Origin of the sequence: Sorangium sp. So ce321 (genome assembly GCF_051530195.1) — a bacterium.
Taxonomy (GTDB): domain Bacteria; phylum Myxococcota_A; class Polyangia; order Polyangiales; family Polyangiaceae; genus Sorangium.
In genome coordinates, this window is record NZ_CP150329.1 from 324,767 (window position 1) to 350,643 (window position 25,877).

General features: G+C 71.5%; 17 protein-coding genes. 10 read left to right on the forward strand and 7 right to left on the reverse strand.

Features of this window, described 5'->3' with window-relative positions; translation table 11 throughout:
- Window positions 1-2: 2 nt before the first annotated feature.
- Window positions 3-1,025 carry a hypothetical protein gene (locus tag WME89_RS01285; RefSeq protein ID WP_438007465.1) on the reverse strand — a complete coding sequence of 341 codons (1,023 nt, stop codon included), beginning with the start codon at window positions 1,023-1,025 and terminating at the stop codon, window positions 3-5.
- Window positions 1,026-1,245: 220 nt separating this feature from the next.
- Between WME89_RS01285 and WME89_RS01290 the strand changes: the two genes are divergently transcribed.
- Both WME89_RS01290 and WME89_RS01295 read left to right on the forward strand, forming a co-directional pair.
- Entirely contained in the window at window positions 1,246-2,361 is a 1,116-nt protein-coding gene (locus tag WME89_RS01290; RefSeq protein WP_438007466.1) for a hypothetical protein, read from the forward strand.
- 784 nt (window positions 2,362-3,145) lie between these two features.
- Entirely contained in the window at window positions 3,146-4,651 is a 1,506-nt protein-coding gene (locus WME89_RS01295) for a trypsin-like peptidase domain-containing protein (RefSeq protein WP_438007467.1), read from the forward strand.
- A gap of 18 nt (window positions 4,652-4,669) precedes the next feature.
- On the opposite strand, the gene WME89_RS01300 is transcribed toward WME89_RS01295, so the two are convergent.
- Window positions 4,670-6,904, reverse strand: a complete 2,235-nt coding sequence (locus WME89_RS01300; RefSeq protein WP_438007468.1) for an ATP-binding cassette domain-containing protein — start codon at window positions 6,902-6,904, stop codon at window positions 4,670-4,672.
- A 149-nt stretch (window positions 6,905-7,053) separates the two neighbouring features.
- Here WME89_RS01300 and WME89_RS01305 point away from each other — a divergent pair, with 149 nt between their 5' ends.
- Complete coding sequence (locus tag WME89_RS01305; protein ID WP_438007469.1) at window positions 7,054-7,662, forward strand: YybH family protein; 609 nt, start codon at window positions 7,054-7,056, stop codon at window positions 7,660-7,662.
- Here WME89_RS01305 and WME89_RS01310 read toward each other — a convergent pair.
- Window positions 7,650-9,287, reverse strand: a complete 1,638-nt coding sequence (locus WME89_RS01310) for a hypothetical protein (protein ID WP_438007470.1) — start codon at window positions 9,285-9,287, stop codon at window positions 7,650-7,652. The two genes, WME89_RS01305 and WME89_RS01310, sit on opposite strands and share 13 nt — an antisense overlap.
- A gap of 662 nt (window positions 9,288-9,949) precedes the next feature.
- Between WME89_RS01310 and WME89_RS01315 the strand changes: the two genes are divergently transcribed.
- Window positions 9,950-11,257, forward strand: coding sequence for a sensor histidine kinase (locus WME89_RS01315; RefSeq protein WP_438007471.1), 1,308 nt, complete (start codon window positions 9,950-9,952; stop codon window positions 11,255-11,257).
- A 16-nt stretch (window positions 11,258-11,273) separates the two neighbouring features.
- On the opposite strand, the gene WME89_RS01320 is transcribed toward WME89_RS01315, so the two are convergent.
- From WME89_RS01320 to WME89_RS01330, 3 genes are all read right to left on the reverse strand, one after another.
- Window positions 11,274-13,262, reverse strand: coding sequence for a hybrid sensor histidine kinase/response regulator (locus WME89_RS01320; RefSeq protein WP_438007472.1), 1,989 nt, complete (start codon window positions 13,260-13,262; stop codon window positions 11,274-11,276).
- Window positions 13,263-13,500: 238 nt separating this feature from the next.
- A complete protein-coding gene (locus WME89_RS01325) occupies window positions 13,501-14,682 on the reverse strand; it encodes an FAD-dependent oxidoreductase (protein ID WP_438007473.1) in 1,182 nt (393 codons plus the stop codon).
- A gap of 225 nt (window positions 14,683-14,907) precedes the next feature.
- On the reverse strand, window positions 14,908-15,699 hold the full coding sequence (locus WME89_RS01330) for a TetR/AcrR family transcriptional regulator (RefSeq protein WP_438007474.1): 792 nt from the start codon (window positions 15,697-15,699) through the stop codon (window positions 14,908-14,910).
- Window positions 15,700-15,820: 121 nt separating this feature from the next.
- Here WME89_RS01330 and WME89_RS01335 point away from each other — a divergent pair, with 121 nt between their 5' ends.
- From WME89_RS01335 to WME89_RS01345, 3 genes are read left to right on the forward strand one after another with little or no spacing between them, the layout of a single operon-like run.
- Window positions 15,821-17,368 carry a sigma 54-interacting transcriptional regulator gene (locus WME89_RS01335; protein WP_438007475.1) on the forward strand — a complete coding sequence of 516 codons (1,548 nt, stop codon included), beginning with the start codon at window positions 15,821-15,823 and terminating at the stop codon, window positions 17,366-17,368.
- 44 nt (window positions 17,369-17,412) lie between these two features.
- Window positions 17,413-18,918, forward strand: a complete 1,506-nt coding sequence (locus WME89_RS01340; RefSeq protein ID WP_438007476.1) for a serine/threonine-protein kinase — start codon at window positions 17,413-17,415, stop codon at window positions 18,916-18,918.
- A 10-nt stretch (window positions 18,919-18,928) separates the two neighbouring features.
- Complete coding sequence (locus WME89_RS01345) at window positions 18,929-19,843, forward strand: hypothetical protein (RefSeq protein ID WP_438007477.1); 915 nt, start codon at window positions 18,929-18,931, stop codon at window positions 19,841-19,843.
- A 168-nt stretch (window positions 19,844-20,011) separates the two neighbouring features.
- Here the strand turns inward: WME89_RS01345 and WME89_RS01350 are convergent, their stop codons facing one another.
- Window positions 20,012-21,994 (reverse strand): protein kinase domain-containing protein, encoded by a 1,983-nt coding sequence (locus WME89_RS01350; protein WP_438007478.1) that lies wholly within the window; start codon window positions 21,992-21,994, stop codon window positions 20,012-20,014.
- Between the two features lie 122 nt (window positions 21,995-22,116).
- Here WME89_RS01350 and WME89_RS01355 point away from each other — a divergent pair, with 122 nt between their 5' ends.
- The 3 genes from WME89_RS01355 to WME89_RS01365 all read left to right on the forward strand — a co-directional run bounded on the left by WME89_RS01355 (window position 22,117) and on the right by WME89_RS01365 (window position 25,785).
- Complete coding sequence (locus WME89_RS01355) at window positions 22,117-24,003, forward strand: sigma 54-interacting transcriptional regulator (protein ID WP_438007479.1); 1,887 nt, start codon at window positions 22,117-22,119, stop codon at window positions 24,001-24,003.
- 420 nt (window positions 24,004-24,423) lie between these two features.
- Entirely contained in the window at window positions 24,424-24,708 is a 285-nt protein-coding gene (locus WME89_RS01360) for a hypothetical protein (RefSeq protein ID WP_438007480.1), read from the forward strand.
- Window positions 24,709-24,741: 33 nt separating this feature from the next.
- Window positions 24,742-25,785 (forward strand): hypothetical protein, encoded by a 1,044-nt coding sequence (locus tag WME89_RS01365; protein ID WP_438007481.1) that lies wholly within the window; start codon window positions 24,742-24,744, stop codon window positions 25,783-25,785.
- Window positions 25,786-25,877: the final 92 nt, after the last annotated feature.

Sequence of the window (25,877 nt, forward strand, 5' to 3'; positions counted from 1 at the left end):
GCTCAGCCAGGGGCCGCTGTTTTGGCAGGGGTCCAGGCTCCACACACGGAGCAGAGCTTTGCCGATGCGTCGAGCAGGGAGTGACAGCTCGCGCAGTACGTCTTCCCTTCGGGAGGCGGCTGGACGGGAGGCGCCGGCACCGGCCAGCGGGGCGGCGGCGGATTGTACGCGTGCGCGATCGGCTCCGGCAGCCGCCAGGCCGGCGCTTCGCCTTCCCAGCCGTTCAGCGCGAGCGGGGCGCCCGCCGTGTGGCCCGGCGTGTGACGGAGCGCCGGCCCGCCGGTCTGGTCGCGGCGTGCCCAGAAATCGCCGTTGCTCATCCGGACGTGCAGCTCCGCGCCGCGGACGCTCGAGGGCAGGAGAGGCCGGTGCGAGCCCGCGTCGTCACGGTACCGCACCGGCTGGCCCTCGGGCCGGAGGGCCGAGCCGAAGGCGAGGTGGTGATCGACCTGGACGGCCGCCCGGAGGTCGGGCGGGTTGCCGTCGTGTGCGTCGAGCGCGGGCGCGAACAGCCACTCCGGGAACCTGGGCTCGTACCACCAGAGGAGCGGCTCGGGCTGGAGATCGCCGTTCCAGCAACACACCGCCACCGGCCAGCCGGGATAGTAGACCTCGAACGCTTGCAGCATGCGGTCGTTGATCGCCGGCCGCTTGTTCTCCGGGACGGCACCGAGCGCGGCGAGCACCGCGCGCGGGGACTCGGCGAGCACCACCGTGTAGCTGCCCACGTCGAAGACCACGGGGCGGGAGCCCTGGGGGGCCCCGAAGGCCGCGCCATAGCTCCGCGCGACCGGCAGGCGCGTCGCCTCGCGGATGTCCTCGAGGAAGGTGCGGAACGGGCGCGTGTCGACCGCGTTCTCCGGGCCGAGCCGCGTGGCGGGGATCGGCAGGATCATCGCGTTCGGGCCGGAGGTCGACGCCGTGTTCTGATAGGCGAGGACGTGGACGTACAGGCCGTTCCACTGCGCATCGCCGGCGTACAGGAGGGTGCTGGAGAGCCGCGCGGGGGAGAAGGTGCAGCACATGGTCGCCGCAGGATACGCGAACGGGGGAGGCGCGGCGCTGCTCCTGCGTGGGCCGATCGCGCTGCAAGGCAAAGTTCGAGCGCGAAGGGACGAAGCGTGGCCCGCGGGCTGTCCGCTTGCGCAGATGCGGAGATCCTCACTCCTTGAATGGCGGCCAGCGGCAGCGGTCGACGACCGATTTCGCGTGTGGAGCACGGAGCGACTGGGTATCCTTTGTGTCATGGCGCTTGGGTGGAGGGCGGCGCGGCTCGTGGCGGCCGGCGCTTCGATGCTCGCCGTGAGCTGCGGCGGGAAATGGACGACGCCGGACCGCGGCGCAGAAATGGCCGACGGCGCGGGGGGGAGCGCCGTCACGGGGCAGGGCGGCGACGCGGCCACGGCCTGCACGGCGGGGGAGGCGCGCTGCAATGCGAGCGGCCTGCGCGAGACCTGCACGAGCGACGGCGGCTGGAGCGCCTCGGATTTCGTGTGCGCGCGAAGCGTCGCTGTCGACGACGACGTCGGCAGCTACTGCGTGACGAAGGCCGACGGCAGCTATCGTTGCTGGGGCGACGATCCGGGCGGCGCGCTGCCGGCCGAGCGCTACCAGCGGGTCCAGCTCACGCGACAGGGGCTGATCGGGCTCACCGAGGATGGTCGGCTGCTCGCCGCGGGGACGCTCCTGCCTGACGGGCTGCCGCCGGCGGCCTCTTTTCGAGCGACGAACATGTGGGGCTACAAGGGCGTGTGCCCGCTGTTCGTGGACGGGTCGTTCGCGGTGCTGCTCGATCGCACGCCGAACGTGCCGGACGACGGCACGGGGCCCACGATGGTCAGGCAGGTGGAGGGCTCGTTCAAGCAAGCCTTCTGCGTCTTCGAGGGGCTCGGCGCCGGCGTGCGCCCGGACGGGAGCCTGTGGCAACTGTTCCGCAATGAGACGTTCCCCGGTGAGTTCACCGAAGTGGCGTTCAGCTTACGCATCTTCTGCGCGCTCACGACAGCCGGCGGCGTCGAGTGCTTCGCGCCGGAGTACGCTTGCGGCAACACCGGCGTCACGGCCTGCGCCGGGCCCGAGTATCCCGAGTTCTCGGGCGGGCCGTACCGCTCCGTCACCGCCACTGACGGCGCGGTGTGCGCGATCGACGCCGAGGGGGCCCTCGCTTGCAGGCGCTACGACGGCGCCGACATGCCGATGCCGATCGACGCCGGGCGCTTCACGTTCATCGAAGGCGGTCACGATGTCCTTTGCGGCGTGCGCACCGACGGCTCGGGCGCCTGTTTCCGTCACGATATCCGGTACTTGAGTGAGATGGGCCCGTTCGTGCCGGTCGAGCCGGCGCTCGATCCCGGCTGGTGAGCGCCTAGCAGCGCGTGAGGCGACGGCGCGCGGGCCGCTGGGGAAGCGTGTGACCAGGACGTAACGCCTTCCTGAGATCCTGCGGATCGTCTGCATGGAGCACGCTGCCAGAGGCGCCACCTCTTCTTCTCACATGAAGCCGGGAAGATCTCGGAGGGCTCTGGGCAGGCACGCACGGGGCGCGATCGGACGCCTGGTCCTGCGATGCGCGCCCCTCGCGCGGCGCCGCCGCCAGGCGGCGACTGCGATGCACGGGATTCATGGACTCCATGCTGCGTAAGAATTGGACGTGCGCTGTCCAGTGAACCAAAGACCCTCCCTGAACACCTTGAACGTGTCGCTTGGAGACTGGAGCCATCAGTATTCATCAGTTGTCGATTTCGTGCTCACGCTCGGCTCAACCATTGATGTACCCGCTCGGCTTCCCCATTGGATCACCGCGCTGCGTCGCCCCGGGCGCGATCCCGCCGGGCGGCGTCCGGCCGCCCCGGCGCCCGCGAGCGACGCACGGTCAGCTGCGGTGAGGGCTCGCCCGCCGCGTGGGGCTCCGGAGCGCTCTAGAGGACCTGGCTGCGTCCCGGAGCGATGAGGCGCGCCCCAGCAGCCGCGGCGCCGCCTCTGCGGCGGGGCCGTGGTCCACGCGTCTCGCGCCTCTGCTGACGCGGGCGCCGCGCGCTCCGGCGGCGAGGCGCTCGGGAAAGAGACTCTGATCGGCGCACGTCCCGCGGGGGAGGCCCCGCGCCGTGCCCGGATATCCTTGTATCTTTTCAACTTGGGAGCTCACATGAAGCTATTCCGACTTCTCGCATGTACAGGCCTTGCATTCGTGGGAGCCGCGGCCGCGTGCTCGACGACCGCCGTCGAGCGCGAGGACGCCGGCCAGGCTCGCTCCGAGGTCATCTATGGCGATGACGACCGGGAGGAGCCCTTCACCTACTCGGATCCCGTCTGGGCCCAGCGCGCGGTGGACTTCACCGTGGCGCTGATCGCCGCCTCGGCGATCGACGACTCCGACCCCAACGACATCCAGATCGCCGGGGGGTCGTGGATCGACCGCGACGACGTGTGCCCCGACGAGCGCTTCGCCACGCAGCCCGCGCGCGCCGACTGCAGCGGCACGCTGATCGCCCCCGACCTCGTGCTGACGGCCGGGCACTGCGTCGGCGCCTGCGGCGACAACCGCTACGTCTTCGACTACATGATGACGCCCTCCGGCCAGCTCGGCCAGATCACGAGCGACGACGTCTACAGCTGCGCGGACGTCGTGACCTGGTACCGCGACGTCAACGGCGCGGACTACTCGGTCGTGCGCCTCGACAGGCCGGTCGTCGGCCGCACGCCCGCCACGGTGCGCGTCGCGAGCACGCCGCTGCCCCCCGGGACTGACCTCGTGGTGCACGGCTTCCCCCGCGGGCTGCCGCTCAAGCTGGCCGACGGGGCCGAGATCCTCAGCAACGACGTGGACAACGACTTCTTCGTCGCCGACCTCGACACGTTCGTCGGCAACTCCGGCTCGGGCGTGTTCGACCTCGACACGAAGGAGCTCGTGGGCATCCTCGTGCGCGGCGAGGACGACTTCGTGCAGGACGGCGACTGCCAGCGCCCCCTCGTGTGCGACGAGGAAGACAATTGCCGCGGCGAGGACGTGACCTACGCCTTCCGCGCCCTTCAGGGCATGTGCAAGTACCTCGAGTCCGACATGTGCTCCTGCGGGGACAGCGCCTGCGGCCCGCTCGAGAGCCCGGCCTCGTGCCCGAGCGACTGCTCCTGCGGCGACGGCATCTGCAGCAGCGGCGAGAGCGTCGCTTCCTGCCCGGCGGACTGCCGGTTCGAGGTGCTGTACGACGAGCACACGACGCAATCGAACTGGGTGACGCCAGGCATCCAGGTGCGCAACAACGGTCCGAACACCGAGTTCATCTCGGGCTCGGTCGTGCGGTACTACTTCACCAAGGAGCCGCCCGGTACGCTCGCGGCAGAGTGCTGGGGTTGCTCGAGCACGTTCCAGGTGAGCTTCGGTGAGGTGCCCGGCGGCGGGTGCGCGAACGCGACCCACTACATGGATGTGACGTTCCCGTTCATCATCGTGTCGTCCGGGGCCACCACTGACCAGTTCCGCCTCGCGTTCCACGCCTCGAGCTGGCTCGATTTCACCGAGTCGAACGACTACTCCTACGGCGGGATCAACTGGAACTGGGCGCCCAACCCGAAGATCACCATGTACCAGAACGGGCTCAGGGTCTTCGGCGACGAGCCCTGCCCGGGGCTCTTCATCCCGCCGCCCAACTGAGCCCGGGGCGCCCGCGCCTCAGAGGAACCGCGCCGTGATGCTCCGCTCGCAGCGCTTCAGCTCCTGCGGCGGCCCCTCGAACAGCACCTCGCCGCCGGCCCGGCCCCCCTCCGGGCCGAGGTCGATGAGCCAGTCGGCCTGGCGGATCACGTCGAGGTGGTGCTCGATCAGGAGGACCGTGTTCCTGGCGTCCACCAGCCGGTCGATGATGCCCATCAAGAGCCCTATGTCGGAGAGGTGCAGCCCGGTGGTGGGCTCGTCCATCACATAGATGCTGCCCTGCTTGTGGAGCTCGGTGGCGAGCTTCAGGCGCTGCCCCTCTCCGCCCGACATCGTGCTGAGCGGCTGGCCCAGCTTCAGGTAGCTCAGCCCCACGTCGTTCATCGCCTGCAGCACGGCCTTGATCTTCTTCTCGCTGAAGAAGGCCAGCGCCTCCTCCGCGGTCATGTCCAGCACGTCGCTGATGGTCTTGCCGCGCAGGCTGTACGCCAGCACCTCGGACTTGAAGCGCTTGCCCTCGCAGATCTCGCAGGTGGAGACGATGCCCTCCATGAACGCCAGATCGGTGTACACGACGCCCAGGCCGTTGCAGCTCGGGCAGCTGCCCTCGGAGTTGAAGCTGAAGAGCGAGGCGCTGACCTTGTTCGCCTTCGCGAACGCCTGCCGGATGTCGTCCATGATCCCGGTATAGGTCGCGGGCGCCGACCGGCTGTTGGCCGTCACGCGGGACTGGTCGATCACGATCGCGTCCGGGTGCTGCTCCAGGAAGACCTCGTTGATCAACGTGCTCTTGCCGGAGCCGGCGACGCCCGTCACCACGGTCAGCACCCCGGTGGGGACGTTCACCGTGACGTCCTTCAGGTTGTGCAAGGTGGCGTTCTTGATGCTCAGGTGCCCCGTCGGCTCCCGCACCTTCTGCTTGATCGGCAGGTGCTGCTTCAGGGACTTCCCGGTGAGGGTGTCGGCGTCCCGGAGGGCCGCGAAGCTCCCCTCGAACACCACCTCACCGCCGTGCACCCCGGCCTTCGGGCCGATGTCCACCACGTGATCCGCGATGGCGATGACATCCGGGTCGTGCTCGACCACCAGCACGGTGTTGCCCTTGTCGCGCAGCTTCCGGAGCAGGCCGTTCAGGCGGGCGACGTCGCGCGCGTGCAGCCCCACGCTGGGCTCGTCGAGGATGTAGAGCATCTCGGTCAGGCTGTTGCCGAGGTGCCGGATCATCTTCACGCGCTGCGACTCGCCGCCGGACAGGGTGGATGTCTCCCGGCCGAGGCTCAGGTACCCGAGGCCGATGTCCACGAGGTGCTGCAAGCGCTCGACGAGCCGCGCAGCCAGCCTCACGGCGACCGGGTCGGTGAGGCCTTGCAGGAACTTGATCAGCTCCGTCGCCTCGAGGTCGGAGAGCTCGGCGATGTTCCGGCCGTCGATCCTGCAGTCCAGGGCGGCCTGGTTGAGCCTCGCGCCGCGGCACGCCGGGCACGTCTGCGAGGTCGTGAACTGCTCGAAGACCGCCCGGTTGCGATCGGACATCGCCGCCGCGTCCTTCTTCATGTACATGCGGGTGAAGCGCTCGACGAGGCCCTCGTACTTCGAGCCGAACTCGCCGAAGGAGACCTTCACGTCCGCGCCGTGCAGGAAGGCGCGGAGCTCCGCTTCGGTGTAGTCCTTGATCGGCTTGTCGCTGTCGAAGAGGCCCGAGAGCGGGTACATCTTCCACATCCACTTGCCGACCTTGAAGTCCGGGTGCAGGATCGCCCCGCCGTTCAGGGACTTGCTGCGGTCGAGGAGCTTGTCGAGGTCGAGCTGAACGGTCTTGCCGATGCCCTCGCACTCCGGGCACATCCCCTGCGGGGTGTTGAACGAGAAGGCATAGGCCGGCCCCGCCTGGGGTTGCCCGACCCGCGAGAAGAGGAGCCGCAGCAGGGCAGCGATGTCCGTGTACGTGCCCGCCGTCGAGCGCGAGCCGCCCCCGACCCGCTTCTGATCGATGATGATCGGCGCGTTCAGGTGCTCGATGCTGTCGACGTCGGGCTGGCCGTAGTGCGGCAGGAAGCCCTGCACGAACGCGGTGAAGGTCTCGTTCAGCTGCCGCTGCGCCTCGGCAGCGATGGTGTCGAAGACCAGCGACGACTTCCCGGAGCCGGACACGCCGGTGAACACCGTGATCCGCTGCTTGGGGATGTCCAGCGAGACGTCCTTGAGGTTGTTCTCGCGTGCGCCGCGGACCTGGATGAACGCGCGATCCGTCACGATTGCCTCCGTCGGTGCTCGCGGGCCGGCGCCATGCCACTGCTCTGCTCGAGCATCGGCCTCCAGAGAACAAAACGATCCGAGGCTGTCAAGGACGAACCGCCGCCCGCGCAGTTGACGCCCCGCGCCGACTCGATGTAATGGCGCCCATGCTTCGAGCCCTCGCCACCGCTGCTCTGCCGCTCCTTGTCCTCGCGTGCGCCCCCGCGTCGCCGCCGCCCGCCGCGCCAGCGGCGCCCCCGGCGGCGCTGACGGCGGTGCCCGACGCGCGCGAGCAGCAGGCGCAAGGAGAGCAGCTCGCCGCCGCCTTCTGCGATGCCTGGAACCGGCACGACATGGATGCGTTCGCTGCCCTGCAAGCCGAGGACGCCGATTTCGTGAACATCTTCGGGATGTGGTGGCATGGGCGGGCGGAGATCCGGAAGAACCATGTCGGCATCCACGAGACCGTCTTCCGGCAGAGCCGCCTCACCAGCGTGCGTGTCGAGACGCGCTTCGTGACGCCGGAGATCGCGGTGGTCCGCTGGGCGTGGGAGCTGACGGGCGTCCTCACCCCCGACGGCCAGCCGGTGCCCGACATGCAGGGCATCCTGGTGCACGTGGCGCGGCGCGAGGGGAGCCGGCTCCAACTCGTGACGACCCAGAACACGTCGGCCACCGCCGACGCCTTCCGCGCGGTGCGCAGCATGGATTCATCCGGCAAGCCAGCGCAGGTGTCGCCAGCAGGCCCGTCCGCCGCCGGTCCTCAGAACCGATAGAGGACGTTGCCCTCGTCGCCCGTGACGTAGATTGCGCCCGACGGGCCCACGGCGACGCTGCTCATCGCGAAGGTCGGCACCGTCCCGGTGACCGCGTCGAGCCCCACCTCGAGGTGCCTCGCCACGACCGATGTGTGTCCCGTCGACGGATCGACGCGCAGGAGGCGGCGCCTCCCGCTCTCCACGACGAGCAGGGTGCCGTCCAGATCGACGGCCATCCCCTCCGGCTGGTCCAGCCCGGCGACCACCTCGAGCGGCGGAGAGAGCGTCGCGCCGCCCGACACCACCTGAAGGACCGCGCCCGTGGCCCAGTCGGCGGCCCAGAGATCGCCGCCCGACACGGCGAGGCCCGAGGGCACGGTCATCGGCGCGAGCGTCACGTTTCCGCCGCTGGTCTGGCGGACGACGCGCGCGTCGCCTGGCCCCGCGCCGAGCTCGGACACCACGAGATCTCCCTGGAACCGGACCGCGTTGAGCGGCGAGACGAAGTCGCTGTAGCTCTCGAGGACCACGTCCGCCGCCGGATCGTAGACCTGGACCACGCTGGCGAACCACGAGCTGAGGATCAGGGACGAGCCGTCCGCCGACACCGTGGCGGGCCCGTGCAGATCGGTGATGCCCAGGAACGAAGGCACGACGTCGAGCACGTCGCCCGTGTCTCCGTCGAAGCTCCGCAGCGAGGCCGTGTCGGCGACATAGACCGACTCGACGCCTCCTTCGCTCAGCACGGCCACGCCGCCGGGCAGGATCAGGCCGCCCGGGAGGAGCGTGCGCGCCCGCCCCCGCGGCGCGATCCGGACGACGAAGCCGTCCGCTGCGCTCGTCACATAGAGGTTGTCCTGCGCGTCGAAGGCGAGGTTGTCGAGGCCGACAGGGAGCTCCGCGATCACCTCCCGGTCGCCGGTGGCGACGTCGATCCGCACCACCTCGCCGTTCTGATCGACGGCGTGGAGCCGCCCGCAGCTGTCGAACTTGACGGCCGCGGGGATGAAGAAGCCGTCCGCGACCGTCTGGATGTCGCACTCCGCCTCCGGATCGACAGCGCCGGTGCAGGAGTCCACATCGATGCTGACCACCCTGCCTTGCGTCCAGATCGGCCCGTACAACCTGCCGTCGGGGCCCCAGTCCATGCCGTTCAGGAAGCCGAGGTCGCTCGCGATGAGGCGCGGCGGAGCCGACAGCTCCGGATCGAGCTCGTACAGCGCGTCACCGAAGAAATCGAGGGCCACGAAGAGCCGCCCCGTGTCCGAGAAGGTGATGGGGTTGACCCCTGGCGCGACGTGCTGCTGGGTGATCTGGCCCGATGGCGAGCGCCGCACGACGTTCCCGGGGATGAGCGAGGTGTAGTAGAGCGAGCCATCCGGACCGAACGTGAGGTCATCCGGGCCATCGCGCCCTTCCGGCATGTCGATCCGGCGCACGATGGCTCCGCTCTTGCGGTTCACGACGGCGATCTCATTTCCGAGAAAGCTGGCGACGTACAGCCGGCCATCCGGCCCCACATTGACGCCGTTGGAGCCGTGCAGCCGCGCCCCCTCGACGAGGACCGACCGCTTCGCGAGAGCCGGCGACGAGATCCCGAGAAGCGCTGTGCCAGCGAGCACGAATGCAAAGGACCTGTGCATAGAGCGTTCCTTTCTCCGCCGCGCGTGGCGCGCACGCCCCCAGGGCCACGATGACGTCAGGCGCGATACCGGCGCGACGGCGCAAATCTCCGCGCGGACTTCCGGGTCACGCGGGATTGACTCGCACGATAACACGGCCTCTGGGGGCCTCCAAGGATAAAGCCCGTTCAATGGAGCGCGCCGCGTGCGACGCCGCGGCTCATCGGCTCTCCAGCGCTCCGTCGCTCCGTCGCTCCGTCGCTCCGTCGCTCCGTCGCTCCGTCGCTCCGTCGCTCCGTCGCTTCGTCGCTCCGTCGCTCCGTCGCTTCGTCGCTTCGTCGCTCCGTGCGAGCGAGGCCGCCGTTTCCGTGCTCTCCTCTTCACAGCATCCTTCTCTCGCGACCTCGGCGCGCGAACGCCGGGGCCGAGAGAGGCGTGCCGCGCCTCGCCGTGCGCGCCGTGGGGGAGAGGCGCGACGACAGATACGGACATCGCGCGCCGCGCCACGCTCGTGAGGGTCCGCAGCGTCCGCCGGGACGCTCGGGCGTGGCCCCAGGCCGCCGTGGGGCGCGGGCGGCCGCGACGGCGCTGGCCGGCGCGCCACGCGAGCCAGGAAAGTACTGAGCGCATCGCGGGGCGTCATGCCTTGTAGGGGGCGGGACCAGGCGCTAAGGGATCGAGAGATGAACCCGAATGGCCCGGATGCTCCCCCCGGTTCGGGCGGTCAGGATCCGAGCACCCGGGAAGATCACGCCGCGGTGCGCCTGATCTGCGCCGTGCAGGAGCTATGGCGCGCGCGCGATCTCCAGAGCGTCCTGCGAATCACGGCCCGGGCCGCCCGGGACCTCACCGGCGCCGAGGGCGCTTCCTTCGTCCTCCGCGAGGGGGAGCTCTGTTATTACGCCCAGGAAGACGCGATTTCCTCGCTCTGGCAGGGCAGGCGATTTCCGATGTCGAGCTGCGTCAGCGGGTGGGTGATGCAGAATCGAGCGCCGGCGGTCGTCGACGACATCGCGCTCGATCCCCGGATCCCCCTCGATGTGTACCGGCCGACGTTCGTGCGGAGCATGGCGATGGTGCCAGTCCACGCGCGCGCTCCCCTCGGGGCGCTCGGGAGCTACTGGGGCTCTGCGCGCGCGCCCACGGCGCGCGAGCTGACGCTGCTCCAGGCGCTCGCCGACGGCGCCGCGCTGGCGATCGAGAACATCGCGCACCGCGAGCGTGCGGACGCGGCCGAGGCGCGGCTGAGCGAGCTCGAGGCGGCGATCGGCGAGCTCGAGGAGCGGCATCGGGCCCTCGCGGACAGCCAGCGGCGGAACGACGCGTTGAACGAACTCCTCGCGCACGACCTCCGGAGCCCCGCCGCGGGCATCCTGCTGACCGCCACGGCCCGGCTGCGCGACAAGGACATCCCGGAGCGCGACCGGCGCCGCTGGAGCAGGGTGCTCTGCTCGGCCGAGCTCATCCAGCGCACGGCGATGAACCTGCTCGACACCTCGAGCCGCCAGCTGGGGACGCTCGTCCCCCGGCTCGACGAGCTCGACCTCGCGGCGTTGCTCCAGGACGTGGCCGAGATCCTGGAGCCGTTCGCCGCCGCGCGCGGGCAGCGCATCGAGCTCCGCTTCGGCGCGCCGCGCAGCTGCCGTATCCGCGCCGACGGCGATCTCCTGCGCCGGGTGCTGCAGAACCTCGTCGACAACGCCCTTCGCCACAGCCCGGCGCGCGGCGCCGTGCACCTCGAGGCGCGGCGGCCCGACGCGCGCTGGGTGGAGGTGGTCGTGCGCGACGAGGGCCCGGGCATCCCTGTCCACCTGCGCGACCATGTCTTCGACAGGTACGCGCGGCTCGACGACGGGGGCGCCTCCCCGTCCGCCGGCCGAGGCCTGGGGCTGACGTTCTGCAAGCTGGCCGTCGAGGCGCACGGCGGCACGATCCAGGTGAGGGACAACGACGGCGGAGGGAGCTGCTTCTCCGTGCTGCTCCCGGCGTGAAGGGGCGCGCCCCGGGTCAGCTCTCTCGATGTCCGAGCTTCCGGACGACCCGCACCAGGTCCTCCGGGTTGACCGGCTTCGCGAGGTGCTCGTCGTACCCTGCCTCCAGGGCGAGCCGCTCGTTCGTGTCGCTCGTGTACGCCGTCAAGGCGACCGCGGGCGTCGCGCCCCCGCCGTCCCGCGCCATCGCCCGCACACCCCGGATGAACGCGTAGCCGTCCTCGTCGGCCATGCCGATGTCGCTCACGATCACGTGCGGCCTCACCGCGGCGAGCGCGCCGCGCGCCTCCAGCGCGGAGCTCGCGACGCGCACCTCCGCCCCTCGCTCGGACAGCACGGCGCTGATGAGCTCGCGCGCGTCCGGCTCGTCGTCGACGACGAGCACGCGGAGGCCGTCGAGCCGCGCCCTCGTCCGCTCCCTGGGGGCCGCCGCGCGGCGTCTGTCCGGCTCCTGCTCGGGGAGGGGCATCACCGACCGCACGGGCAGCGTGACGAAGAAGCTCGTCCCCTGGTCCAGCCCGGCGCTGTGGGCCGAGACGGTGCCGCCGTGGAGCTCGACGATGTGGCGGACGATCGACAGCCCGAGCCCCAGCCCGCCGAACCTGCGGGTGATCGAGCTGTCGGCCTGCCAGAACCGCTCGAACACGTGCGAGATCACCGCGGGATCGATGCCGCGCCCGTCGTCGTGCACCGCGAGGTGGATGCTCGCCCCGGCCTGCTCGAGGTTCACGCGGACGTGTCCCCCCCTCTCGGTGAACTTCACCGCGTTGGACAGGAGGTTCCACACCACCTGCTGGAGCCGCGCCGGGTCCCCCACGAGCGAGAGGGGGCCCTCGGCGCCTTGCACGGAGAGCTCGATGCCCTTCGCGTCCGCGGCGGGACGGACGACCTCGAGCGCATCGTCCACGATGGCCGCGAAGTTCGTCGGCCTGGTCTCGATGTGCATCTTGCCGGTGACGATGCGCGAGACGTCGAGCACGTCCTCCACGATCCTGGCCTGCGCCTGCGCGTTTCGCCGGATCGTCTCGAAGGCCTTCGCGATCTCGGGGTCGGTGACGCTGTCGCACAGGACCGACGACCACCCGAGGATCGCGTTGAGCGGCGTCCGGAGCTCGTGCGAGATCGTCGCGAGGAACTCGTCCTTCATGCGGTTCGCCTCCTGCGCCTGCGCGAGGCGGATGCGCTCCTCCTCGGCCTGGCGCCGCTCGGTGAGGTCCCGCGTGACCTTCGCGAAGCCGACGAGCTCCCCGCCGGGGCCGCGGAGCGCCGTGATGACGACGTAGGCCCAGAACCGCGTGCCGTCCTTGCGGATGCGCCACCCCTCGTCGGTCACCCGCCCGTCGCGGGCGGCGATCGCGAGCTCCCACTCGCACTTGCCGGCGTGGACGTCGTGCTCCGGGTAGAAGCGCGAGAAGTGCTGGCCGAGGATCTCCTCGGCGCTGTAGCCCTTGAGCTCCTGCGCCCCGCGGTTCCATGTCGTGATGACGCCCCGCGGATCGAGCATGAAGATCGCATAGTCCTTCACGCTCGCGACGAGCAGCCGGAAGCGCTCCTCGCTCCGCCGGAGCGCCTCCTCTGCGTGCCGGCGCTCCGTCAGGTCCCGCGTGACCTTCGCGAAGCCGAGCAGGGTCCCCTCGCGGTCCCGCAGCGCCGTGATGACCACGCTGGCCCAGAACAGCGAGCCGTCCTTGCGGACGCGCCACCCCTCGTCCGCCACCCGCCCGAACCGGATCGCCTCCTCGATCTCGCGGTCGCACTTCCCCGCGGCCACGTCTTCCGGCGGGTAGAACGTCGAGAAGTGGCGCCCGATGATCTCCTCGGCCTTGTACCCCTTGATCCGCTCCGCCCCAACGTTCCAGGTGGCCACATGGCCTCCGGCGTCGAGGATGAAGATGGCGTAGTCCTGGATGGTCTCGACGAGCAGCCGGAAGCGCTCCTCGCTCGCCCGAAGCGATTCCTTCACCCCGGGCTCGCCCGGCGCGTGCCGCTGCAACGAGACAGACATTGGACAGAGAATGCTCTATCCTTGGTCCGGCGGCTACCCTCGGGAGAGCCGTGAGCGAGCCGAGGCGCGGCCCTTCGACACGGCGATCGCGTGGTCCCGCGTCGCGTTCGTAGGGAAGGAGCAGCGCAATGCCCGAGATCCGGGCCTCTCTGGCCATGCTCCGAATGCAAGCCTCGTGTCGCACGGCGCGCGGTGGCGCACCGTGGCCCAGGGCTCGAGCCATGGTTGCCCCCGAGCGTCAGCTCGCCGGCGCGAGCGCCGGGGCCGCCTCTGGCTCCATCTGCCTGGCCCAGTACTCCAGCACCCTGCTGGGCTCGCCTGGCGCGATGGCGACGTGCAAGCCCTCATGAGCTACCGCGGCGGCCTTCGCGCCGCGGGGGAGCATGATGGCCTCGTAGGCCTCGACCGCGGCCAGGAGGTCGCGCGACGCGACGATCGCCCGCGCGAGGTCGGCGCCGTCGAGCATGGCCAGGTTCGCGCCCTGTCCGGCGAACGGCGACATGAGGTGCGCCGCGTCGCCGAGCAGGGTGACGCCGGGGACGGTCTTCCACGTGTGGGGCACCGGCAGCGCGAACATGGGGCGGCAGAGGAAGGAGTCCTCGCAGGCGACGAGCAGCGCCTGCCACGCCGGTGCCCAGCCGGCAAACATGCCGAGGAGCGTCCGTCGCACGCCGGCGGCGTCCGCGAGGCTCAGGCCGAGGCGACTGGCCCAGTCGAGCTCGGCGCGGAAGGCGACGTAGACGTTGACGTTGTTGCGGCCGAGGCGGTGCGCGAGAAGACCCTTGTCGTCGGACAGCGCGAAGCACGACCCGCTGCCCACGAGGTCGGCGATCTCCGGGTGGGCGCGGTCGACGTCGCGGATGTCGAGCTCGACGAACATCACGCCCTCGTATTCGGGCATTGCCGGCGAGACGAGGGGACGGACCTTCGAGCGGGCGCCATCGGCGCCGATGAGCAGGTCGACGGTGGTGCTGCTGCCGTCCCGGAAATGAACCTCGTGCTGCCCGTCTCCGAGCGGGACGGCCTTCTCGAATGCCTTGCCGTACTGGACGGTGCCGGGCTCGAGCGAATCGAGCAACAGCTGGCGCAGGTCCCCGCGATCGAGCTCCGGATTGTACGTATCGCCCGGCGCTGCAGGCCTGTCGAAGAGGATCTGGCCGGCCTTGTCGACGAGGCGTATGGACTGGCCCTCGGGCCGGGCGATCGCGAAGAACTTCTCCAGCAGGCCGGCCGCGGCCAGGGCCACCTGGCCGGTGGGGGCCTGCATGTCGAGCGTGCCGCCCTGCGCGCGTGCGTCGGCGGCCGCGTCGCGCTCGTATACGGTGACGGCGACCCCGTGGCGTTGCAGTACGCGCGCGGCGGTGAGGCCGCCCGGGCCGCTCCCGATGATGGCAATGCGAGGATTCGTTGCGGTTGTCATGAGGGTGTCCCTTCCAGTGGATGCTGGGTGATGCGGAATCCGGAGCTCGTGGCGCCGCCGGGCCATCCGCCCTTCCGTGGAGCGGCCGGCCTCACGGCGTAATACACTGTTCGTGACGAACACTGTTCGTCCGTGGCAGGCCCGATGAGCGCCTGTTCCGGCGACGGGCTCGCGCCCGGCGCCCGGCGCCCGTTCAGAGAGGGGCCGCGGCCTGGCGGCTACGGCTCAGCGGCCACGGGCAGGCCTTCTCGGCTTGCTCAGCCTGGGAGCCGCGCCGCCGTCGCTGGTGGCGATGGAGTCGCGGGGAGTCTGCAGGATCCCTTTCAGGAGGACCTGGAGAGCCCATGTCATGCGCTCTGGACCCCCTGAAAGGAGGTCCTCGCGCGCCGCGTGGGTGTGCGGGTGCTCCTGCGGAGAGACAGCGCCGATGGCGCGCGCGATCGGCCCGAGGGGATCGGGCTCGTCACGGCGCTGGCTCTGCTCCGCGGCCAGGGCGGTCACGTACAGGAGGAGCAGGTCGACGGCCCACGCCGCGGTCGCCCGATCCACGCCAGCTTCCTCGAGGAGCGAGAGGAGCGCCTCGAGGATGCGCAGCGCGTTCGGGCCGGCCGCGATGGTGCTCATCGCGAGCTGAGCCAGCCCCGGGCTCTGCGCCAGGACCTGCAGATACGACCTCAGGAGCGCGATGAGGCGGTGTTGCCAGCCGTCGTCCGGCGCGCGCGCGACAGCGCGCTCGCCGGACGTGTCCACGCCCGCGAGCGCGCGATCGCAGACGAGGGCCCGCAGCTCTTGCAGGTTCTCGACGTAGGCGTAGAGGGACGCGGGGCCGGTGTCGAGCGCCGCCGCGACCTTGCGGAGGCTCATTCCCTCGAGCCCCTCGCGCCTGAGCAGCTCGAGCGCCTGGGTCACGATGGCGTCGCGGCTCAGCGGCTGCTTCGCGGGGCCCCCGCGACGGCTCGTGACCTCCCGCGCCTGAAACGGATTCCGGGCACCCATCGTGAGAACAGTATTCGTCACGAATGGCGTTCGTCAAGCCCGAGGCTGGCCGGATGGCGCCGGCCCCGCCGGCGCCCGGCGCGGCGCCGCCCGCCGCGGCGCTGCGTGACGCCGGCGCGGATGCCTGCTGAGATGGAGGGGCATGCCCCCGTGGAACGACGACGACGCCGCCTCCACCGAGCTCGTGCCCGGGCCGGTGCGCCCGACCGCGGCGGCCGCCGAGAGCTTCGCCCTCTCCGTCATGGCGGGCCCGGACGAGGGCCGCCGGTTCACCGTGGCGCCAGGGCTGCCCTCGCGCGTGCTCGCGGGCACCAGCCCCGCCTGCGACATCGCCCTGACCGACCGGCTCGTGTCGCGCCGCCACGCCGCCTTCGAGCTCGCCGGCGCGCGCCTGCGCGTCACCGACCTCGGCTCGACCAACGGCACCTTCGTGCAGGGGATCCGCGTCGGCGACGCGTACCTCCAGGGGAGCGAGCTCGTCCGGATGGGCGAGACAGTGCTCCGCGTCGAGGCGCTCGGCGTCACGCAGGCGGTCGAGCTGTCGCGCGCCGTGCGCTTCGGCAAGCTCGTCGGGGCCAGCGAGGAGATGCGGCGGCTCTACCCGCTGTGCGAGCGCCTCGCGAGCTCGAGCGTGCCGGTCGTCATCGAGGGCGAGACGGGGACCGGCAAGGAGGTGCTCGCGGAGGCGATCCACGAGCAGGGGCCGCGGGCCGCCGGGCCCTTCGTCGTCTTCGACTGCACCGCGGTGCCGCCGACGCTCGTGGAGTCGGCGCTCTTCGGGCACGAGCGCGGCGCCTTCACCGGCGCGAGCGAGGCGCGCCGCGGCGTCTTCGAGGAGGCGCACGGCGGCACGCTGCTGCTCGACGAGATCGGCGACCTCGATCTCGGCCTGCAGGCCAAGCTCCTCCGCGCCATCCAGCGCTCGGAGGTGCAGCGCGTCGGCTCGAACCGGTGGATCCGCGTCGACATCCGGGTGCTCGCCGCGACCCGGCGCGATCTGGAGCGCGAGATCCAGGCGGGCCGGTTCCGCGACGACCTGTTCTTCCGGCTCGCGGTGGCGCGCATCGAGCTGCCGCCGCTGCGCAGGCGGCGCGGCGACGTCACCGTGCTCGCGCACCATTTCTGGCGGCAGCTCGCGGGCCGCGGCGCGCCCTTCCCCCAGGGGTTCAGCGAGCGGCTGGAGGACTACGACTGGCCGGGCAACGTGCGCGAGCTCTACAACGCCGTGGCGCGCCGCGTGGCGCTCGGCGAGGCCGCGCCGATCGAGACGACGAGGGCCGGGCTGACCTCGGCGGGCGCGCCGCTCTCGACGCCCGGGCCCGCGTCGACGCCGCAGCCGCTGGCGGCGCCGGGGCCCGCGTCGACGCCGCAGCCCGGACACGCCGCGCCGTCGCAACCCGGGCACGCCGCGCCCGCTGCGCAGCCGTCCACGCCCGTGCCCCCGTCGTCCGCCGGGCCCGCGGCGGCCTGCGGGGGCGCCGAGCCTGCGACAGCAGACGACATCATCGAGGAGATCCTCGCGCTCGACCTGCCCCTCGCGCGCGCGAGAGAGCGAATCGTCGAGCACTTCGAGCGGCGCTACGTGCAGCGCGTCCTCGCGCAGCACGGCGGCAATGTCCGGAGCGCGGCGGCCGCGTCGGGCATCGCGCGGCGGTACTTCCAGATCCTGCGCGCCCGGCGATCGCCCTGACATGCGGCCGTGGCCCGCGCCTCGGCCATGGTATCGTCGCCCCGATGTTGCAGGCCCGGAGCCAGGGCGGCGCGTTGGCTGTCGTCCGCTACCTGCTCTTCGACGAGATCGGGGCTGGCGGCATGGCGACGGTGCACCTCGGGCGCCAGCTCGGCTCGGCCGGGTTCCGGCGGACCGTCGCGATCAAGCGGCTCTACCCGCAGTTCGTCCGGGATCCCGAGCTCGTCGCCATGCTCCTCGACGAGGCGCGGGTGGCGGCTCGCATCCGGCACCCGAACGTCGTCTCGACCGTCGACGTCGTGTCGAGCGGCGGCGAGGTGCTGCTCGTCATGGAGTACGTGCACGGCGAGTCGCTGGCGCGCCTGCTCCGCGCTGCCACGCGCGAGGGCGGCGCGCCCCCGCCGCGCGTCGCCTGCGCGGTGCTCGCCGGCGCGCTGCACGGCCTGCACGCGGCGCACGAGGCCACCGCCGAGGACGGCGCCCCGCTCCACCTCGTGCACCGCGACGTGTCGCCGCACAACGTGCTCGTCGGCGAGGACGGGGTAGCGCGCGTGCTCGACTTCGGCGTGGCCCAGTCCGCGGGGCGCGCGCAGATCACGCGCGACGGGCAGCTGAAGGGGAAGATCGCCTACATGTCACCCGAGCAGATCGCGGGCGAGCCGCTCGACCGGCGGGCGGACGTGTACGCGGCCGGGGTGGTGCTGTGGGAGACGTTGACGGGCGAGCGCCTCTTCGAGGGGCGGGGCGAGGCGCTCTCCATCCTGCGGCTGCTGCAGGCGGGCGTGGATCCGCCGAGCGCCCGCCGGCCCGGGGTGCCGCCGGAGCTCGAGGCGATCACGCTGCGGGCGCTCGCGCGCGAGCCCGAGGACCGGTACCCGACCGCGCGCGCGATGGCGCTCGCGCTGGAGGCGACGGGCATGGCCGCGTCGACGTCGGAGGTGGGCGCCTGGGTGGCCGTGTTCGCGGGCGAGTCGCTGGCCCGGCGCGCGGCGCTGATCGCCGCGATCGAGCCGGGGGCGGCGCTCGAGGCGGGGGCGGCGACCCCGGGGACGGCGCTCGCGGGGACGGCGCTCGCGGGGACGGCGCTCGCGGGGACGGCGCTCGAGGCGGGGGCGGCGATCCCGGTCGCCGCGCTGGGTCTCGGGACGGGGCCGGCGGGGGAGGCTGCCGCGAGCCCGCGGCAGGCGGCGAGCCGGCAGCTCTGGGCGGCGGTCGCGGCGACGGGCGCGCTGCTCGCGATCGCGGCCGCTGCGGTCGGCCTCGCGCGCGCCGAGGCGCCGACCCTGGCCCGCGCGAGGGCCGGCGTGGCCGCCGCGGCGCGCGCGCGGCCCGTGGCGCGGTCGGTCGCGCCTGAGCTTGCCGTGTCGGCTGCGCCAGGCGCTGCCAGCGCCGCGCCGGTGGTATCGACGACGGCCACCGCGCCGGCCGCGGCAGCCGCCGGCTCCGGCGCGCGCCGGCAGCCGCGCCGCCAGCCCGCGCGCGGCGGGTGCAATCCGCCTTTCGTCATCGATGGACAGGGCCACAAGCGCTACAAGCGCGAATGCTTCTGACGGAGGCCGGATGAACCAGCGCACCCCTCGCCGCTCCCTCTTCGCCGCCCTCGCCGCCTCGGCCCTCGCGTACCACCTGCCCGCCCTCGCGCACGCCGGCGACGCCGAGGCGTGCTTCACGGCCTCCGAGGAGGGCCAGCGCCTGCGCGACGAGGGCCGGCTGCGCGAGGCGCGCGCGCGCTTCATCTCCTGCGGCAGCGCCGCCTGTCCCGCGCTCGTCCGGTCGGACTGCGCGGGCTGGCTCTCCGACGTCGCGGCGCGCCTGCCGACGCTGATCCTGAGCGCGGAGGACGAGCAGGGCCAGGACGTCGCCGACGTGCAGGTGACCGCCGACGGCGCGCCCCTCGCCGCGCGGCTGGACGGCAAGGCCGTCGAGGTCGACCCGGGCGAGCACGTGCTCCGCTTCGAGCGCGCGGGCAGCGCGCCCGTCGCGCTGCGGCTCGTGGTGCGCGAGGGGGAGAAGCTGCGTCGCGTCTCGACCCGCCTGGTCCGGTCCGCCGGGCCGGGCCGCGGCGCGGGCGCGCCGGGAGGAGGCGCGGGCGCGCCCGGAGGAGGCGCGCTCACGCCCCACGAGGACCAGGCCACGTCGCCGCCCGCGAGCGCGCTCCTCCTGCCCATCGCGCTCGGCGGCGTCGCCGCCGCGGGGGGCGTCGCCTACGCGGCCCTCGGCCTGAGCGCGCGCGCCGACGCCGACCGCCTGCGGACGACCTGCGCGCCGCGCTGCGCCGAGGCCGACGTCGACGCCGTGCGGACCAAGATCGTCGGCGCCAACATCGCCTTCGGCGTCGGCGTGGCGGCGCTCGGCGGCGCCGTGGCCGCGCTCCTCCTCGGCCGCGCCGACCCGGCCGCGCCCGCCGCCGCCGCCGCGGTGCACGTCGTCCCCTTGCCCGGGGGCGCCGCCGCTGCGCTCGGCGCGAGGTTCTGAGATTCCGCTCGCGCCATCTCCCACCGACGCTCCCGGCGCCCGCGGTGCGCGTGTCGCGGTCGACGGTGCGCGTGTCGCGGTCGACGGGACGCGTGCTCTGGGCTCGCGGGCCCCCTCCGTGACCGGCCTGCGTCTCCGCAAGATCGTGCCCGGCCGGAGCGAGCCCCGTCAGGCTGGCGCAGGTTGACCAGCGCTGCCGGCGTCCTGCTCCTCGTAGGCGACCGTCGTCATGTGCGCGGTCGAGGTGCTCGGCGCGACCACCTGGGGGAGCCTCCGTCGTACGAGCTCGAAGACAGCGATGGGCGCGCCGCCCTGGGGCCAGCTCCGGCTCTCCTGAGCTTCGAACTCGAAGTGATCGTTCGCGCTCTCTGCAACACGGCCGGTGACGAGGATCTGGTTTTTTCGCGCGAGCGACTCCAGATGGGCCGCGGTCCCCACGATCTCGCCGAGGACCGTGTAATCGAGCCGCCCGAAGGCCCTTGAGCCGATCTCGCCCGAGATCATCGGGCCCGTGTCGACCCCGATGGAGACGCCGTGAGTGAAGGGCGACCCTTCCCCGGTGCGCAGCGCGAGGGCGTGGAGCTGGTCGCGCACCGCGATGCAGGCCTCGAGCGCGCGCGCGAGGTGCCGCTCGCCACGGAAGAGGGCCATCACCGCATCACCGAGGAACTTCTCCACGACGCCGCCCCGCACGGTGATCTCGGGGACCATCACCTCGAAATTGGCATTGAGCGTCCGGACGGCGTCTTCGGGCGGCGCCTCGCCTGCGGCGGCGCGGAAACCTACGATATCGAGGAACGCCACTGTCCCCTGCCACTCTTCGCTTCGCCCTGCGTCCGGCGCGGCGCTGCGGATCCGCTCGACGAGGCTCGGGCTCACGAACATCCGCAGCGCGTCGTTCTCCTCGGTCGAGCGGGCTGTCTTACGCAATTCGATCACGCGCCGGAGAGACTTTTGAATCGTGACCTCGAGGTCATCGAAATCGATCGGCTTCACGAGGAAATCGAACGCGCCGCGGTTCATGGCGGTGCGGATGTTCGTCATGTCGCCGTACGCGGAGACCATCACGGTCTGCACCATCGGGTTGAGCTCGGCGACGCGTGAAAGGAAAGTGAGCCCGTCCATGCCGGGCATGCTGATATCGGTCAGGACTACATCGATGTCGGGGTGCTTGCGGAGCTGCTCGAGGGCTGTCTCGCCGTCGGTGGCGAAGACGAAATCGTACACTGATTTGCGGATCTGCTGGCGGAAGCGCTGCCGGACGAGCAGCGGCACGTCCGGCTCGTCGTCGATGACGAGGATCTTCGCGGTGCCCCGGTCCTTCGGCTCGGCCAGCGCGGCGAAGGCGGCGGCCATCTCGCGCGCGGACGAGAAGCGCTGGGCCGGGTTCTTCGCCAGAGCGCGCTCGAAGAACCTGTCGACCTCGGGCGAGAGCTCCGGCACGAGGGCCGATGGGGCCGGGAATGGAGCGATGGCAATGTTCATGATCATCGACACCAGCTGTTGCGCCTGAAACGGCGGTTCGCCCGTGAGCGCGTGGTAGGCGACGACGGCGAGCGACCAGAGGTCGCTGCGGTGGTCGATCTGTGAGCAGCGGACCTGCTCCGGGCTCATGTAGAGCGGTGTTCCCACGAGCGCCTCGGGCGAGGTGATGTCATTCCCGAGCATCGATGCAACGCCGAAATCGAGGATCTTGAGCACCTCGCCGGCGTCGGTGCGGGCGAGAAAGAGGTTCGCCGGCTTGAGATCGCGGTGTACGATGCCGACGCCGTGCGCGGCCGCGAGGCCCCGGCTCGCCTGGCTCACGATCGAGATGACGGCTGAGAGCGGCAGGCGCTCGGCGCGATTGAGCCGGCCCTCGAGGTCCTCGCCCTGGAGCAGCTCCATCACGATGTAGGGGGCGCCCTCATCGAACCCATAGTCGTGGATCTGCACCACGTGCTGATTGCAGAGCTTGGCGACCGCCCTGGCCTCCAGCTCGAAGCGGGTGCGCGCCGTGGAGGAGGCGGCGTGCTCGGGGGCCATGAGCTTCAGCGCCACCGGACGCCGCAGGTGCCGGTCGAGCGCCTTCCAGATGTGGCCCATGGCGCCCTCTCCGATCGCCGCCTCGAGCTCGTACCTGCTGGCGATGAGGCGCTCGGGAGGAGCCATGGTGGGATGTTACCGGAGGGCGACCTTCTCCGTCAACGAGGCACGGCCCCGCACGTGCCCGCTGAGCGCTGCCCGTCGTGGTCGAGCGCCCTGCACTCTGGTAGAGGTGGCCTCGAGACAGCATGTCCGACGAGCAATCGAAACCGCAGCGGTTCCGTGAGACGCAGACGCTCGCAGAGCGTCTTGCGTCCCCGCTGCTCACCGACGCCGGACGCAGCGTCGCGCTCCTCGTGCAGCACACGCGAGGCGTGCAGAGCGCGCTGCTCGCGCCCGACGCGCCCGTGACAATCGGGCGCACGGCACCTGCGAGCCTGCGTATCGAGGATCCGACGCTATCGCGCGAGCACGCGCGCTTCTCGCTCGCCGGCGGGCGGGTGCGTGTCGAGGACCTCGGATCCCGCAACGGCACGCGCATCGCGGGCAGCCGCGTGAAGGAAGCCGAGCTCGAGATCGGCGACGAGGTTTCTCTCGGCGGCGTCCTCGTGCGCATCGAGGCGCTCGGAACCACGGGCGGGCCGCTCGGCATCGAGGGCGAGGACAGGCTCCGGCGCCACATCGACGAGGAGCTCGCGCGGGCCGAGCAGTTCCGCCGGCCCTTCGCGCTCCTCTTCGTTCGCGCCGAGCAAGCGGTACCGGCGGGGCCGGACCACAGGCTCTGGCTCGAGGTGCTGCGCGCGCGTTTGCGCCCGGTCGACCGCATCGCGCTCTATGGACCCGACGCGGCGCACGTCCTCCTGCCGGAGACGGGGGCCGACGAGGCTGGCAGCATCGCCCGCGCCATCGCGGCCCCGGCCCAGGGCGGCGCCTGCCTCCTCGTCGGCGGCGCTGTCCACCCGGACGCGGGCAGCACGGTGGACGAGCTCGTCGAGCGCGCTCGAGAGGCTGCGCGCCGGGCCTCGCGCGCGCAGCCTGTCGAGCTTGTCGCGAGTTCGTCCTGGGCGGTCGAGAGCACCCGGGGTGGGGCGCTCATCGCGGGGGCCGCGATGAGCGGGCTGCTTGCGACGATCGAGCGCGTGGCCGCCTCGCGGATTCCTGTCGTGCTGCACGGCGAGACGGGCACGGGCAAGGAGGTGCTCGCGCGCCTCATTCACGATGGGGGCTCGCGCAAGGCGCGGCGCATGGTGCGCGTCAATTGCGGGGCCATCCCGAAGGATCTCGTGGAGAGCACCCTCTTCGGGCACGAGCGCGGCGCGTTCACCGGCGCGCAGCAGCAGCAGAAGGGCGTCTTCGAGGACGCCGACGGCGGGACGGTCTTTCTCGACGAGATCGGGGAGCTGCCCCCGGCCGCGCAGGCAGCCTTGTTGCGGGTGCTGGAGACGGGCAGCTTCAGCCGGGTCGGCTCGCCGCGCGAGATCGAGACCGACGTGCGCATCGTGGCGGCGACGCACCGCGACCTCGAGGCGATGAGCGAGTCGGGCGCGTTCCGGGCCGACCTCTATTACCGGCTCGGGGGCGTGGTGATCGACATCCCCCCGCTGCGCGAGCGCAAGGACGAGATAGAGCCGCTCGCGTGGCGCTTCTTGCGCATGGCGAACCAGGCCAACGGCCGGCACGTGCAAGGTATCGCCAGAGAAGCGATGGAGCTCTTGCAGCTCTACAGCTGGCCCGGCAACGTGCGTGAGCTGCGCAACGCGATGGAGCGCGCGGTGGTGGTGACGCGGGCCGCGCTCGTGCAGCCGGAGGACTTGCCGGCGCCCGTGCGGGCGGCGCGGGCCCAGGGCGAGGGCGCCGCTGAGCCTGCACGAGCGTCGGATCCTGAACGCACGTATCCCGAAGGCGTGGTGAGCGCCCCTCCGCCCTCGCCGCCGCCCCCGCCCTCGACGCAGCCCTCCGAGCTCGAGGACACGCCGGTGCGGGGGAAGGTGCAGCAATACGAGGCGAAGATCCTCCGCGATACGCTCGAGGCCGCGGGATGGAGCCGGACCGAGGCAGCGAAGCGCCTGGGCATCCCGGTGCGCACCCTGTCGTACCGCATGAAGGTGCTTGGCGTGACGAAGCCCGCTACGTAGCGGCAGCCGGCACGTACGTCATTGCTTTGACGAGGGTGCCTGCCGGTGGCCACCGGCAAAGTCTTGCCGGCAAGAAGTTGCCGGTCGGCAAATGGTCGCTGTCGCGTCGTTCGGCACGTACGATTTCTGGTGCTCTGCAACACCTCGGTGGGCCGTGAACCACTGGCATGCTCGCTGCAATGGCAGCTTCGTGTCGGGTAAACGAAGACCTGCCGGGTGAACCAGCGGCATCGGCCGCTCCGACAGGCGGCGCGCCCTTGCGGCGCGTCCGGAAGGATTCACGACGCGCATGGCGGGCGACTTCGACGCCAGAGGCCCCCGACGGAGCCGGGGGTGGCGCGCGTGAGGGCCCACGTTCGCTGAACAGAGGACGACGCGAGGCGAGCACCCTTGCCTCGCAGCGTCGCTCGAGGAGGAAACATGACCAAGCCGATCCCGTCCGCACGACTCATCGAGTTTCTCAATCGCGTCGATGACCGAGAGTTCACGAAGCGGTTTCACGGCGACCCGGACGCAGTGCTGAAGGAATATGATCTCAGCAAGACCGAGGCGACCGCGATAGCCGACGCGGAGTACTTCAAGGGGTCATCGCGCGCTGAACAGGAGAGCGCGCTGCGAAAGATGTTCACGCAGGTCGGCCTCGATCCAGACGAGCACGCGGCCGTCCTCAAGAAGCTCGCTGACAGCTACGATCCTGCCTGGTGAGGGGGCGCGGGGAGGCCTCGCGCTTGGTTTTTTATGAGCTGGCCGCTTGAACAGACCTTCGACCGGATTCGCTCTCATGTCCCAGGCGCCCTCGTCACGCCGGGCGCCTGGGAGAGCGTCCTCGGAGCGGCGCGGCGCCTCCCGCCGGCTGTCTCCTGCGCGTACCTCGAGTGCCGCCTCGGCCCGGGCGCAGCCGAGGTCGATCTCGGCGCCTCCGTGATGGCGGCCGAGGCCCCGATCCTCCTGGCGGCCAGGCCAACAGGCCTGCCGTCTTCGGGAGAGGAGGCCACGACCTGGGGCCGCGTCCAGGAGCTCGCGCGCGTCTGGACGGACCCGGCGTCGCCGCTCCATGCCCGGGTCCCCGTGGTGTGGCTCGAGCTCGACAGCGGCGAGATCACCCGCGGTCGTCTCATGCCCTCGGTGCTCCTGTGCGTCGATCCTTCGCTGCCGAAGGGCTCGGCCTCGCCGGGCGCGATCGGCCACGGCCTCGCCGACTGCGCGCCGTCCCTGCAGGCGGCGCTCTCGGCGCTGTCGAGCGAGCCTCTCGCGCCCGAGGCGCGCGCCGACCTCCACCGCTGCTTCGAGGCGTTGCCGGCGGGCGGGCGGATCGTCCACGTGGGCTTCATGGTGACGCGCCGCCCCACGGTGTTGAAGCTCTTCGCGGCGATGCGCAGGGAGCAGGTGCTCGATTACCTCGGCGCGATCCGCTGGCCAGGCTCCCTCGCCGAGGCGGCTTCGTTGATCGACACGCTCGGCGCGGGGCCCGACACGTTCCGGGTCGACCTGACGATCGGGGAGAGCTTGCTTCCACGGATCGGGCTCGAGTTCGCGTCGAGGCGCGGCGCCGACCCGGAACGGCGCGCCCTGATCGACCGCTGCGTCGAGCATGGCATCTGCACACCGGAGAAACGAGACGCGTTGATCTCATGGCCCGGCTCGAATCGCGAGGTGATCCCCGGGTACGCCCGAGCGGTGCGCCTCAGCCGCTGGATCGACATGAAGATCGTCCATCGCCCTCCGGAGCCACTCGAAGCCAAGGCCTACCTGGGTTTCATGCTCCACCTCTCGCTCCTCTAGCAATATGTTTGACAAACTGAAGAAAATCTATTTCGCTCCTCTCATTCTCCTGATCGGACCCGTCGTGTGGTGCGTGGTCGTCCCGCTCCTCG

Coding starts and splice junctions, on each gene's coding strand:
- WME89_RS01285 (WP_438007465.1), bottom strand. CDS start 1,025: ATGTGCTGCACCTTCTCCCCCGCGCGGCTCTCCAGCACCCTCCTGTAC.
- WME89_RS01290 (WP_438007466.1), top strand. CDS start 1,246: ATGGCGCTTGGGTGGAGGGCGGCGCGGCTCGTGGCGGCCGGCGCTTCG.
- WME89_RS01295 (WP_438007467.1), top strand. CDS start 3,146: ATGAAGCTATTCCGACTTCTCGCATGTACAGGCCTTGCATTCGTGGGA.
- WME89_RS01305 (WP_438007469.1), top strand. CDS start 7,054: ATGCTTCGAGCCCTCGCCACCGCTGCTCTGCCGCTCCTTGTCCTCGCG.
- WME89_RS01310 (WP_438007470.1), bottom strand. CDS start 9,287: ATGCACAGGTCCTTTGCATTCGTGCTCGCTGGCACAGCGCTTCTCGGG.
- WME89_RS01315 (WP_438007471.1), top strand. CDS start 9,950: ATGAACCCGAATGGCCCGGATGCTCCCCCCGGTTCGGGCGGTCAGGAT.
- WME89_RS01320 (WP_438007472.1), bottom strand. CDS start 13,262: ATGTCTGTCTCGTTGCAGCGGCACGCGCCGGGCGAGCCCGGGGTGAAG.
- WME89_RS01325 (WP_438007473.1), bottom strand. CDS start 14,682: ATGACAACCGCAACGAATCCTCGCATTGCCATCATCGGGAGCGGCCCG.
- WME89_RS01335 (WP_438007475.1), top strand. CDS start 15,821: ATGCCCCCGTGGAACGACGACGACGCCGCCTCCACCGAGCTCGTGCCC.
- WME89_RS01340 (WP_438007476.1), top strand. CDS start 17,413: ATGTTGCAGGCCCGGAGCCAGGGCGGCGCGTTGGCTGTCGTCCGCTAC.
- WME89_RS01345 (WP_438007477.1), top strand. CDS start 18,929: ATGAACCAGCGCACCCCTCGCCGCTCCCTCTTCGCCGCCCTCGCCGCC.
- WME89_RS01350 (WP_438007478.1), bottom strand. CDS start 21,994: ATGGCTCCTCCCGAGCGCCTCATCGCCAGCAGGTACGAGCTCGAGGCG.
- WME89_RS01355 (WP_438007479.1), top strand. CDS start 22,117: ATGTCCGACGAGCAATCGAAACCGCAGCGGTTCCGTGAGACGCAGACG.
- WME89_RS01360 (WP_438007480.1), top strand. CDS start 24,424: ATGACCAAGCCGATCCCGTCCGCACGACTCATCGAGTTTCTCAATCGC.
- WME89_RS01365 (WP_438007481.1), top strand. CDS start 24,742: ATGAGCTGGCCGCTTGAACAGACCTTCGACCGGATTCGCTCTCATGTC.